Annotated in this window: 12 protein-coding genes; 2 read left to right on the top strand and 10 right to left on the bottom strand. The window is 36.2% G+C overall.

All coding sequences use genetic code 11. From position 1 onward, the window contains the following. Window positions 1-238: 238 nt before the first annotated feature. The 5 genes from BAMA_RS09510 to BAMA_RS09490 all read right to left on the bottom strand — a co-directional run bounded on the left by BAMA_RS09510 (window position 239) and on the right by BAMA_RS09490 (window position 5022). A complete protein-coding gene (locus tag BAMA_RS09510; RefSeq protein WP_034638554.1) occupies window positions 239-640 on the bottom strand; it encodes an Rrf2 family transcriptional regulator in 402 nt (133 codons plus the stop codon). 256 nt (window positions 641-896) lie between these two features. After that, window positions 897-2498, bottom strand: coding sequence for an SH3 domain-containing protein (locus tag BAMA_RS09505; protein WP_034638553.1), 1602 nt, complete (start codon window positions 2496-2498; stop codon window positions 897-899). Between the two features lie 421 nt (window positions 2499-2919). Beyond that, window positions 2920-3573, bottom strand: a complete 654-nt coding sequence (locus tag BAMA_RS09500; protein WP_034638552.1) for a DsbA family oxidoreductase — start codon at window positions 3571-3573, stop codon at window positions 2920-2922. Window positions 3574-3664: 91 nt separating this feature from the next. Continuing rightward, a complete protein-coding gene (locus BAMA_RS09495) occupies window positions 3665-4099 on the bottom strand; it encodes an Rrf2 family transcriptional regulator (protein ID WP_034638637.1) in 435 nt (144 codons plus the stop codon). 140 nt (window positions 4100-4239) lie between these two features. Then, window positions 4240-5022, bottom strand: a complete 783-nt coding sequence (locus BAMA_RS09490; protein ID WP_034638551.1) for an SDR family NAD(P)-dependent oxidoreductase — start codon at window positions 5020-5022, stop codon at window positions 4240-4242. A 434-nt stretch (window positions 5023-5456) separates the two neighbouring features. Between BAMA_RS09490 and BAMA_RS09480 the strand changes: the two genes are divergently transcribed. Next, a complete protein-coding gene (locus BAMA_RS09480; RefSeq protein ID WP_034638549.1) occupies window positions 5457-6362 on the top strand; it encodes a LysR family transcriptional regulator in 906 nt (301 codons plus the stop codon). Between the two features lie 62 nt (window positions 6363-6424). Here the strand turns inward: BAMA_RS09480 and BAMA_RS09475 are convergent, their stop codons facing one another. The 4 genes from BAMA_RS09475 to BAMA_RS09465 all read right to left on the bottom strand — a co-directional run bounded on the left by BAMA_RS09475 (window position 6425) and on the right by BAMA_RS09465 (window position 9619). Beyond that, on the bottom strand, window positions 6425-6901 hold the full coding sequence (locus BAMA_RS09475; RefSeq protein WP_051758912.1) for a 2,4'-dihydroxyacetophenone dioxygenase family protein: 477 nt from the start codon (window positions 6899-6901) through the stop codon (window positions 6425-6427). Between the two features lie 208 nt (window positions 6902-7109). Next, on the bottom strand, window positions 7110-7898 hold the full coding sequence (locus tag BAMA_RS09470; protein WP_034638548.1) for an SDR family NAD(P)-dependent oxidoreductase: 789 nt from the start codon (window positions 7896-7898) through the stop codon (window positions 7110-7112). Between the two features lie 293 nt (window positions 7899-8191). Continuing rightward, window positions 8192-8326 carry a hypothetical protein gene (locus BAMA_RS25385; protein ID WP_265182710.1) on the bottom strand — a complete coding sequence of 45 codons (135 nt, stop codon included), beginning with the start codon at window positions 8324-8326 and terminating at the stop codon, window positions 8192-8194. Between the two features lie 57 nt (window positions 8327-8383). Continuing rightward, complete coding sequence (locus tag BAMA_RS09465; protein ID WP_235184443.1) at window positions 8384-9619, bottom strand: MFS transporter; 1236 nt, start codon at window positions 9617-9619, stop codon at window positions 8384-8386. Window positions 9620-10488: 869 nt separating this feature from the next. Here BAMA_RS09465 and BAMA_RS09455 point away from each other — a divergent pair. Further along, window positions 10489-11262, top strand: a complete 774-nt coding sequence (locus BAMA_RS09455; RefSeq protein ID WP_034638545.1) for an SDR family NAD(P)-dependent oxidoreductase — start codon at window positions 10489-10491, stop codon at window positions 11260-11262. 128 nt (window positions 11263-11390) lie between these two features. On the opposite strand, the gene BAMA_RS09450 is transcribed toward BAMA_RS09455, so the two are convergent. Continuing rightward, window positions 11391-12338: an alpha/beta hydrolase gene (locus BAMA_RS09450; protein WP_034638544.1), complete on the bottom strand. Its 948-nt coding sequence runs from the start codon at window positions 12336-12338 to the stop codon at window positions 11391-11393. Window positions 12339-12421 lie beyond the last annotated feature (83 nt).

Here is a 12421-nt window from a genome sequence, read left to right as displayed (position 1 = left end):
TATTAGCATACACTTTCGTGAAAAATGAACAATTTCCTTTTGTATAAAATGAAATAACAACAACTTTTTGCGTATTCTTCCTAATGTTAAGCTTGCACTTACCCAGCAAGACCTGCCCTTATAATTGCACAATCGAATTTTTCTATAGTCAATAATACATCCATAAATGATTTTTGTAATGTTATAACGATTATAAAAGATATTAAAGACCCTAATTAACTAAAAAAATAACAGCGGATTAAAAATCCACTGTTATTTTTTTAGCAAGCTCTGATATCTTTTGATTACGTAATTCATCTTCCATCTTTTTCTCTGCCGCCAACATTGCTTGCTGTATGAAACAAGCTGGATTATCATTTAAACAGCAGTCAAATAAAGAAGCTTTTCCTTCTATTGCATGAATGATATCTAAAAATGAAATGTCTTCTCCTTTACGATTTAACGAATAGCCACCATTTACACCTGAAGAAGAGTTAATGATCCCCTCTTTTGCTAACTTCGTTAAAATTTTTGATAAATATGTTGGAGAGACCTTTTGCATTTCTGCTAATTGCTGTACGCCAACTCGTTTATTTGGCGGTGCTGCTGCAAGAAAAAGAACGGTATGAAGCGCATAATTTGTAGCTTTTGAATATTTCATGCGAATCCAGTCACCTCTAATTAAAGACTTTACATGTCTATAATAATGGTTACTAACTTATTTCGTCAATATTTGGTGTCTTCCCCTCAATGATTCAACATCTTCATTTAACTGTAATTGTTAGGGATAGCATTTGGATGATTTGGAATGTTTTGTACTAAATGATCCCTTTCAAAATTAAGAACTTTTAAATCCCAACAGCAAGCAATTAATCTTTGAGGGTTTTAATATTATTTACTATTAAAACCTAGCAATTTTACTGAATAAATAGTTTTGGATCTACTGCATTACTTTTTTGAGCATTCCAATCGCCTTTATGAACTTCAAAATGTAAATGTTGTCCATTAGATTGACCTGTATTCCCCATAAATCCAAGTTGTTGTCCTTGCTTTACTGTTTGTCCTACAGAAACAGAACGGTTATTTAAATGTGCATATACAGTTGTATAAGTCTCTCCATTTAAATTATGAGACATAAACACCGCATTGCCATAGCTATTTGAATAATAAGAGCGAGTAACTACACCATCTGCAGCGGCAACAACTGGTACTGTTCCTGAAGCTGCTATATCTAGTCCGTGATGCATTTGTCCGCCGCGTTTTCCAAATCCAGAAGTATAGCTTCCTGCAGCTGGTTTAATAAAATGACTTGCTTTATTGTCATTTTGGGTTTGCTGTTCGGTTGCATCCGTCACCTTTGTTTTTGAAAGGAATTTACTTGATATATAACCCTTTTTACCATTGTAATTAATTTCACTCCAGCCATTTTGTTCAGACAGCACTTGTACTTTTGTTCCTTTTGGCAATGCACCCATCACACGATAATTTGTACCAGCGCCACTTCTTACATTTAATGCACTTGCCTTAATATAGTAGTCATCAACTACAGTTCCAATAGATGAGTTCCCTTTCATGAACGTTACATATTGACTACTTACATATCCTGTTCTTCCGTTATGGTTAATTTTAAACCAACCATTTTGAGCACCGGTTACTTGTAGTGTTTGGCCATTTAATACTCCACCAATTACACTATGGTATGTAGCAGGACCTGTACGAACACGTAAAGAAGCTGTGTTTACAACATATGTGCCATCAGTTTGAACCGTAACATTATTGTTTTGTCCTACATTGGAGCCACCCTTTGAAACATAATCTTTGCTAATATAGGCAACTTGTCCACCATAGTTAATTTTGAACCAGTCTTGTACTTCACCAGTTACTTGTACCACTTGTCCTTTGCGAACAGACCCTAAAATCGTATGAGAAGTACTTGGACCTGTACGAACACGTAGAGAAGATACGTTAACTGTATAATTGCCACTTCCAATTGCGCTACCATCTGCTACAAACTGACTGCTTACATAACCTGTTTTTCCATTATGATTAATTTTAAACCAACCGTTTTCTTCACTGATGACTTGTAAACTTTCCCCTTCATGCACACGCCCTATAATTAAACTAGAGGTATCCGGTCCTGTACGAACACGTAATACATCAGCATTTACTGTCTTAGTACCACTTACTTTCGCTGATGCTCCATTTTCCGAGACGAATTCACTACTTATGTAACCGTATTTTCCATTATGATTAATTTTAAACCAGCCATTTTCTTCACTAATGACTTGTAAAACTTGCCCCTCATATACGCGCCCCATAATAGAATTAGAAATACCCGGACCTGTACGAACACGCAAAACATTCGTGTTTACTGTTACTTGCTTTTCATATGTTGCTTCACCATTAGACGGCGCATATTTTGTGTCTTTTGACGTTATAGCGGTTTGTGCTTGAACAGTACCGATAAATGCACTGCCCGTAACGGAAGCTACCGCCATACTAGCTATAATTTTTTTCATAAGTATAAAACACCTTTCTATAAATACATTTAAGTTTCTTCATATCTTTTGTACATTATCTTTCATATCACTCTCCATTTCTTTTATTCTTAACCATTCGAAAATAGATTCTTTCATTAATCCTGCTAAAATTCTATTTATCTCATTGAAGTTTAAAAGTTAAATTGTACGCACTTCTTTAATCGTAATGTATTCTACAGGCTAAACAACTTCTAATTTTGGCACTGCTCCTTTTACACTACAAATTGTAGTGTAAAAGGAGCGAAAGGTCAAATACAATTTAACAAATAACATAACATTAAAAAGAAAAAGAGGTGAGTCCTATATAATAGAAATCTCACCTCTTACACATCGTGTGAAAATATGCATCTAACCTTAAAGATTTATTTCAAAGCTTATTTAAAGTGAAATGAACACTAGTTTAATAACAAGAACCATCTGTATTACACTGTAATCCTTCTAAATCATTTCCGTTACTTTTCTCTAACTCCTGATTAATCGCTTTTTCTAGTCTTTCTTTACTCGCTAATCCTTGAATCACCTCATCACCAATAACAAATGTTGGTACCGCTCTAATTTGTGCTTCTTCATAAGCATGCTTTAAAGCTTTTTCGTGTACTTCTTTATACTTTCTTGTTACAAGCGCTTCTTTAAAGTCATCTTTTGGTAGTCCAACCTCATCTGCTAGTTTTGTTAATACTTCGATATCTTCAATATTTTGTTCCTCTTGGAAAAAGGCGCTAAATACGCGGTTATGAAACTCAGTTCCTTTTCCATGTTCCTTCGCAAAATGGCACCCTTCAAACGCTAAGTGTGTGTAAGGATGCGGAGAAAGACGTGGTAATTGCATTTCAACACCAAGTTGTTTTGCTGCTGGGGCAATAAATGAATTCCATGCCCCTAATTTATCAGGCTCGTTCCATGGATCAATCTTCGGTGTTGGGCTAGGGCGTAATTCAAATGGTATCCATTCTACTTCCAAATCTTTTTCCTTAATCACTTCATCTAAAGGTGCTTTTCCTAAAAAACAAAATGGACATACAAAATCTGAATACACTTTAACTTTTACTGTCATATATATACTTCCCCTCTTATCATTTAATAAGTTGTAACTATAGTGGTTACAACTTATTTGAAAAATATGTGCCTATAAAAGGCACGAATCACTATGAAGAACGGATTTGATCTTCTAGTGATGTAATGAGCTGCTTCATTGTAACGCTATTTAATACTTGTTCCATCGCTTCTTGCGCTTGTACTAAAATGACATCTAAAACAAGCTGTATATTTGCTCCTATTGGACACTTTGGATTTGGTTTTTCATGAAAATGAAATAACTTTTCCTCTTCTACTACATCAACAGCTCGGTACACATCTAGTAACGTAATCTCACTTAAATCTTTCATAAGGTACGCACCACCTGTACCGCGCTTTACTTGAACAAATCCTGCTTTTTTTAAATATGCTAGCACTTTGCGAATGATAACTGGGTTTGTATTTACACTTCCCGCCATATACTCTGAAGTACAAATAGAAGGTGGGTTACTTTGTATAATAGATAATATATGGACGGCAATTGTAAAACGACTACTAATCTTTATATTGATCACCACCTAGTTGTAACAATTATAGTTACAACTAAATAAAAAGTCAAATTGAACTGCTGATTTCATCCTTCTTCTGTCACATTCACTTTTGAAACATCATATAGACTAGCACATAGCTGTTCCAAAGATTTTATTTACAATTTTTGCTCGAGAAGTTTTCGAGTATAGATGGTTATCCATTTCCTTGGCAGCAGTCCTACAGATTTAGCCATAAGTTTATTTTTAAAGCCCGGGATAATTATCCTTGTGTTCTTCATTAACCCTTCAAAGCCACACTTAGCAACCATTTGTGGATCCAACATGTTCTTATTAAACACTTTCGTGCCTGCTCCGGCAAACTGCTGCGTGAGCTTTGTTTTCGTAAAGCTAGGACATAATACGGAAACTTGAACTCCGGTTCCTTTCAATTCTTCCGCAATCGCTTCCGAAAAAGATAAGACGTACGATTTGCTTGCTCCATACATCGACATTCGCGGAACTGGCTGAAAGGCCGCTAGTGAAGCCACATTTAAAATTTTACCTTTCTTTCGTTTCACCATGTCATCCGCAAAAAGTCTGGTTAAATACGTAAGTGCGATCATATTAAGCTGTAGATATCCCATTTCTTTCTGAATATCCACTTCCGTCATGAGCCCGAATCCGCCAGCTCCGGCATTGTTAATCAAAATATCGATGTCAATTCCCTTATTTTTCAAGTGTCCATGCAAACTCTCTACCGTTGTATAGCTGCTCAAATCGCCTGCAAAAGCATTCACTTGTACGCCATAATCCTTTTTAAAATTCTCAGCTTGTTGTTCCAACAACGTTGCGTTTCTGGCGACTAACACCAAGTTATAGCTATGGCCTGCGAAAATTTTAGCGAATTCCAAACCAATTCCTTTTGTAGCACCTGTAATCAAAACAGTTTCTGTTGTCATCCGTCGTTTCGCCCTCCCTATGTGTTATTTATTCAATTAAGAAATACACTTTGAACGGTAGGCTCAAAATCTGTTACATCCAATGCTAGGGCGAGTGCTTATCTCCCTAACACTTCGAGTTCTTTGACAACTTTCTCGTAAGCCTTGATGCGACGTGAACATACTACGAAGTTTGTATCTTCTTCTGCCAGCGTAAACGCGACTAGTCTCCATTAAACTCTCTAACCTGCTACCCTCTCTAGTAACTATTGCTGTCTGTCCTGTTAAATCCAACAATTGTTTAGATGGCATTCTAGACCTCCTTTGGTTTTAAAAATTCTAAATTTTATAAATACTATTATTGTTTTTGATTATACTCATAAATTATAATTAAATAAAATTAAAGATTTTAATTTGTAAGTAAGTATGACTAATATTCAAAAAGGGGTACATTTATGAATATTGAACAATTACTATACGTTATCGAAGTCTCAAAACACAGTTCTTTGACTATAGCAGCACAGAATCTTCATGTGACTCAATCCACAATCAGCCAATCCATTACCAACTTAGAAAAGGAATTAAGGATTAAAATTTTCAAGCGCTCCCGGGGGCACGGTGCTGTACTAACCGATGAAGGTAGAATCATTCTAAAACTTTCCTATGGAGTACTGAAAAAAATTGAAGAAATAAAAGAAACAGCCAACTTATTTAATTCTATGGAAGTTGGGGAACTAAGATTATCTTCTTTACCTGGATTAACGACGTTTCTAGTAAAAGCTATAGCCACTTTTAGACATGAATATCCACACGTAAATGTGGAGGTTTCTGAAAAAAGTGGACCTGCTGTGATTGAAGATATTCGACAGCATAAAACCGATATCGGATTGATTACATATTCAACTGATTTGAACATAAACATGGAAGGAATAATTTTTGAAACACTATTTGAAGGGAAACAAAAAGTATATGTTTCTAAGCATTCTTCCTTAGCGGTTCTTGGTACCATAACTCCGCAGGATATACTTGATCAAACTCTCGTCACATATAACGGTGAATTTATGCAGTATTTTGTTCAAGATTTCTTTAACAAATATAAGCCCTTAAAAATCCTATTTACATCAAATAATATGGACGGAGTTCTCCAAGCCATTATTGAAAGTCTAGCTATTACATTTGCTCCTGATTTCGTCATGGAAAATTACTCTCCTGTTATCAATGGTGATATCATTCCGATTGATTTGGTAAATCATAGAACTGTAAATATTTCTTTAGGATTGGTCCGAGCAGAGAATAAACATTTATCTACTTTTGCTAACAAATATATTCATTCTCTAAAATCCAACATTGTTAAGAGTTAAGAAAAAAGAGAAGCATCTTCGTCACATGAACGTCGAGCTTCTCTTTTTTACGAATCTATCTTTTAAAATTTCGTCACATCTACCGGTTCAATTCCTTCGACCGCGCAATGTTCATGATATTTTTTCATGAATGACTCCCAGTTATCTCTGGCAATAATTTCTCCATTCTCACCTAAATAATCTAATGTTCCTTCAACAATATTAAGCGTAATAACTTCTTCCTCCCCTACAGCCTGAGGTGTATGTGAGGAGCCAGCTGGCTCATAAACGACATCACCAGCTTTAGAGACCCAAGGATCCTCGAGATATCTCCAAGTACCTTGGATAGTATAAACAATGACCGTACCAGGATGAAAATGAGCGGGAAGTTGCATAGCCGCAGGAACTTTTAATAGCGTAACCGTCTGTCCTGTCACTGGATTAGCCTTAAGCAATTTAAACTTCGCATCCCCAAAATAAGGAATCCAAGGTAAATCATCTGGACAAATATTATTAGCATGAAATGCTACTACCTCTTTTACACTTTTTACGTTGCTCACTTATATCCCCTCTTTCGATTTTTTGAAATTCGCATATTGATAACGTTCACTCTAATACATTAATCAAATATTACGAATTTTATATTTTCATTTTACTTATCGTTATTAATTAAATAAAATTAATATTTTTAACTTATAATTAAGTTGTATTAATATATACTGTCAACTTAGTATATTCACGAGCTAAGATTGGTTATTTCGGTGAACTTTACTTAGCGCCAAGTCCCCCATCAAGAGTCAATATTTGTCCTGTACAATAATCAGAAGCTGCTGAAGCAAAATAAAGAACTGCTCCTACTAAATCATTGTCTCTACCTAACCTCTTTACTGGAACTTGTGAGGCAATAATCGGGCCAGCCTTGTGTACAAGTGTTCCCGGTATTTCTGGATTATTCATTCCAGTAGTGAAAACTCCGGGAGCAATGGAATTCACATGCACGCCATGGCGCCCCCACTTAACTGCAAGATCCTTCGTTAAAGTCATAACTGCTCCCTTACTTGTTGTATATCCTACAGAATCTACAGCTTCTGGGTCAGTACCTTTAAAGCCAATTGAAGAAGAAATGTTAATGATTTTTCCGTATTCATTATCTATCATATGTCTTCCTACAGCCTGACACATTAAGAATGTTCCTGTCACATTTGTGTCGAGCATAGCTTGCCATTGTTTTAAAGGCATATCCGTAGCAGGCGTTTCAAAAACCGTTCCGCTACTGTTGACTAAAATTTCGATTTTCCCAAAATGAGAAACCGCTTTCTCCACACCTTGAACGACAGATTCAGGAACTGTTACATCTAATGATACAGCAAGTGCTTGTCTTCCTAACGCCTCGATTTCTTTCACAACTTCTTCGCAAACCTCTATACGACGTGAACAAACTACCACGTTTGCTCCAGCCTCAGCTAACGCCAGTGCCATTACACGACCTAACCCGCTACCTCCTCCAGTAACCATTGCTGTCTGTCCTGTTAAATCAAATAATTGTTTAGATGACATTCTAGACCCCCTTTTTTATATTTGCAACATCTAAAATTATGGAAATATTATTATGTTATTTAATTATATTCATAAGTTATAATTAAATAAAATTAAAGATTTTAATGTGTAAGTAAATATTATTAATGTTCACAAATGGGGGATAGTCATGAACATCCCCCTGTCATAAAGCGTAAAATCATTCCAACTGATTTAGCAATTTATAAGCTCTTAAATATTTCTTTAAGATTAGTTCAATCAAAGAATCCTTTGCTTTTTTGCTACCGGTGAAGCTTCAAATTCTGTTATACGAACTATTTTACTTCATCTTCTACTTCAATATGATTATCAGAATAAGTCTCGGACATCTTATCTTGACAATTCCGGCACTCACTGCGTTTTTGCTCCATAACGGTTGATTCTTTATGACAATTTACACAACGATCCATTAATGCAACCTCCTTTTTATATTTACTCATTTTTCCCTCTCAATCCATCAATGGTTTTTAAATACTCACTTGTTCTTCTGCTTTTATCGTTATGTGACTCTGCTTCGCGGGACGTACAACGATCCAAAACAATAACCCAATTACGAACATCCCCAAAGCAGTTACTTGAAACCCATAACGATATCCCATTTCCTCAGTCGCTGCATATTGGATAAAATACCCGAATATGAGTGGAGCAATAATACTTGTTGAACTTGCAAGAGCAACGTAGGCCCCTTGGGCTTTTCCGATGTTTTTGGGAGAAAAAAAATCCATAAATATTGCGGGTGCGAGTGAAAGAATGACATATGCAAACCCCGGAGCAAGGATGAAGAACAGGATGGATATAGCACTTGAATTCACGATATTTGCCACATATACACAAAGAGCAGATAGCACCATCATAGAACCAGCAAGATTGATTCGTGATTTGCGAATATCCCCCGTTTTACGATAAAGCCAATCTGATAGCATAGAAAATCCAATTTGGCTAATGGCAGCAAAAAGAAACGGTAACGACACGGCTAGCTTTAATGTTTGACCATCAAAATGTTGAATTTTCGTAAAGTATGCTGGAAACCATATCGCTTGAACGGACAATAGCCAATAGGCACAGCCTCCACATAAAACAGTAAACACAAAATTTTTAGACAAAAGATATGGAAGAAACTGACGCCAAGAAACCTTAGAGAGGGTTGATGCATGCTGCTCCTCTTGATGAAATGAAGGCAACCCGATTTCTTGTGGACTTTCTTTACCGAAAATGACCCATAAAACGAGCACAATCAGTCCAACAATTCCCATGGCTATAAAAGCGGATCTCCATCCATATTGATCGATTAAAGAGATTAATAACGGCGAAGCAATTGCAGGCCCGATTGTTGCACCGCAAAGAACAGCGCCAAAACCTATACCATGTCTGTGTTTCGGAAGCCATTTTCCTACTATAGCCGTTGATAGAGCAGGTGCTGGACCTTCGCCTGCTCCTAAGATCATTCTTGTAAGCACTAGCAGAGACAGACTGGAAACAAAAGGTGTGACAAATTGAACAGCCAACCATATAAGTGACATCCAAGTTAGCATTTTTTTCGTATTTCGAGAATCGGCCATGCCCCCAAGAATGATAGAGGAAAAAGTAAAGCACCAAAAGAATGAGCTTCCTACCAACCCCCATTGTGAAGGACTTAAATGGAACTCTTTCATTAGCGGCACGGAAACCAAACCAATAATAATTTTATCCACTTGGTTGATCATACCGGAAGCAACTAGAAATAATAAGATAATCCAAGAATATTTTGGGGTTTTCAATATAAAAATCTCCCCTTACTTTTTACTATTTTTTTTGGAAAACCGTTATTTAAATTCTGCAAGGTGCTCCCCATCACATGAATCAATTGGTATTCTTATGAAACAGTTTGTAACAGTAAATCTTCAAAGGTTAAGCTTGCAACTAAACTCCTCATATTCTTTATCGATTGTTCCTGATGTGTATGGAATTACTGCAAGTCTCCCTGTTAGTGAAAAGGCTTTCATAAATACGGTAGCTTGTCCCCTCATAAAAAGAACGACTTCACCTCTCTTCCCGAATCTTTTGTCAGACAAATTCCAACTTATTAAATGATGTCCACCCTTTTACTTACATGGAAGTGATTTGAATAACAACTATTGTGATTTTATTAATTGTTATTAAATTCATTATATTCATAATTTTCAGTTAAATAAAATTAAAGATTTTAATATGTAAGTAAATATTACTAATATTCAAAAAGAGGTGCCTTCCTAAAATAAAACTTTAATTAGTCAGTTCTCTTCCTCTTCCCTCAATAAACGTGAATAGGAGTGGACTTATTCTCATGCAAAGCCTATTCGATCGTGCAAGAGAAGTAAAATTTACTAAGGGGTATCAGTACGGTTTCTATTTCTTACAAAATATTGACTTAAATAACTCAAATTCACTAGCTTTTTCACATTTTATATTAGTAATACTTAACTACAAATTAAAATTTTTAATTTTATTTAATTATAATTTATCAGTAAAATTAAAAATAGAAATGAATTAATATTATAAAAAGTCACTTTCAAGTTTGAGATTTTACGGTTAAATCGAAATAGGAGGTTGAACTATGGACTTAAAGTTATCTGGAAAAAAAGCACTTATTGTTGGAGGAAGCCGTGGGATAGGTAAAGCTACTGCCCGCCAGTTGGCTCTAGAAGGTGTAGATTGTACGATTTGTTCAAGAAACGAATCCTCCCTAAAAATCACTGCAGAAGAATTAGCTCAAGAAACAAAAAGAAATATTTATCCGATTGTGGCAGATACCACTGATCCTGAATCTATCTTAAATTTAGTTGAAAAATCAGCAGCAGCGATGGGAAGCATTGATATTTTAATCAACAGCGGAGCCCGTGTTGGCGGCTTTGAGCCAGAGGATTTTCACAGCATTAAAGATGAACTTATTTTGAAAGATTTTGAAGAAAAGTATATGGGCTATTTTCGTTGTATCCGAGCTGTAGCTCCTTATATGATAGAAAATAATTGGGGACGTATTATAAGTATAAGTGGTCTGGCTGCCAGAATTGGTGGTAATTACTTTAGTTCCGGTCCACGTAATGCATCTGTTGTCCATTTAACAAAATCCGCATCATTGGAATTAGGAAAGCACGGAATTAACGTCAATGCTGTTTATCCAGGGATTGTCGATACGGAGATGTTTAGAAACCGGGTCACGAATGAAGAAGCTGTGCGTCAGATGGCATCGCTTAATGCACTCGGCCGCTTAATTACAGTAGAAGAAATCGCCAATGTTATTACCTTCCTAGCTTCACCTTTAGCGGCATCGATTACTGGCGATGTCATTTCGGTCACCGGCGGAATTGGAGATACCGTTTATTACTAAAAAGCTAGGATTGATAGTGTAACTGTATCATAGATTTCTAATAATAGTGTATTTAAAAATAAAAAAGATATTAAAAAAACGAGCCTCACTAAAAAAGCTGAGGCTCGTTTCATTTAGAACTTTTACGTTCAATCTATCCCTATTGTATATTTAGCGGTATTCAAGAACTTGTCAATCTTAGAAACCGTTGATTCAATGTTCTTAGAGAAAATAGCCATGTTTGCAAAAAAGCCGTGAACCATACCGAGTTCACATACATATTCAACTTGCACACCAAATTTTTTCAGACGTTCGGCATAAGCCATTCCTTCATCCCGAAGCACATCATTTTCTGCTGTAATTACGATTGCTGGCGGAAGACTACTTAAATCTTCTGCAATCAAAGGGGAAGCGTATTCATTATACCTGTCGTGATCATTCCTTAAATAATGATCACGGAACCAAATCAGTTGTTCGCGATCTAGACCAAATCCTTTTGCAAATGTTTGATGAGACTCCGTATTGAACTCAAGGTTTGTCGTAGGATAGATTAAGATCTGTGCAGTGATATCAGGGCCTTTTCTGTCTCTTGCCATCATAGTAACTACCGTCGCTAAATTTCCACCTACACTATCCCCTCCGACTGCCAATCTAGTAACATCCCCGTTAAAGGAATCCCCCTGTTCATAAACCCATTCCAATGCCGCATATGCGTCTTCGACTGGAGTCGGGAATTTATATTCTGGAGCGAGACGATAGTTGACAGATACAACAATACTAGCTGTTCTATTTGCTATCATTCGGCAGCTTGCATCCGTCGATTCGATGTCTCCTAGAACCCATCCTCCACCATGGTAGTAAATAAATATCGGGAAAGGGCCTTGCCCCTCCGGTATGTACACCCTACATTTAATTTCTTCGTCTTTGCTTACCGATATCATCAAATTCTCTACTTTTGAAAGCGGATCTAATTTTACAGCAGGGCGCGGTGCATTGGAAAGCATATCTCTTACTGTCTTAGGATCCATCATATGAATAGGTGGCATTTGATTAAATGCTTGTAAATACTTTACAGCTTGCGGATCTAAATTTGCCAAGAAACATCACCCTCACTTCAATTTATTTTAAAATTAACTCGACTAGTTGTTAAACCTTTATTCCAGACATGAAACTCTCACAT

Source organism: Bacillus manliponensis, from assembly GCF_000712595.1.
Taxonomy (GTDB): domain Bacteria; phylum Bacillota; class Bacilli; order Bacillales; family Bacillaceae_G; genus Bacillus_A; species Bacillus_A manliponensis.
Note: the sequence above shows the minus strand (reverse complement) of the source record. Positions and strands in the feature narration are given on the sequence as shown.

Bases quoted from the DNA above. Each gene is read 5' to 3' on its own strand.
- BAMA_RS25385 (WP_265182710.1), bottom strand. From the start codon at position 8,326: ATGGATCGTTGTGTAAATTGTCATAAAGAATCAACCGTTATGGAGCAA.
- BAMA_RS09455 (WP_034638545.1), top strand. From the start codon at position 10,489: ATGGACTTAAAGTTATCTGGAAAAAAAGCACTTATTGTTGGAGGAAGC.
- BAMA_RS09510 (WP_034638554.1), bottom strand. From the start codon at position 640: ATGAAATATTCAAAAGCTACAAATTATGCGCTTCATACCGTTCTTTTT.
- BAMA_RS09465 (WP_235184443.1), bottom strand. From the start codon at position 9,619: ATGATCAACCAAGTGGATAAAATTATTATTGGTTTGGTTTCCGTGCCG.
- BAMA_RS09505 (WP_034638553.1), bottom strand. From the start codon at position 2,498: ATGAAAAAAATTATAGCTAGTATGGCGGTAGCTTCCGTTACGGGCAGT.
- BAMA_RS09480 (WP_034638549.1), top strand. From the start codon at position 5,457: ATGAATATTGAACAATTACTATACGTTATCGAAGTCTCAAAACACAGT.
- BAMA_RS09500 (WP_034638552.1), bottom strand. From the start codon at position 3,573: ATGACAGTAAAAGTTAAAGTGTATTCAGATTTTGTATGTCCATTTTGT.
- BAMA_RS09470 (WP_034638548.1), bottom strand. From the start codon at position 7,898: ATGTCATCTAAACAATTATTTGATTTAACAGGACAGACAGCAATGGTT.
- BAMA_RS09490 (WP_034638551.1), bottom strand. From the start codon at position 5,022: ATGACAACAGAAACTGTTTTGATTACAGGTGCTACAAAAGGAATTGGT.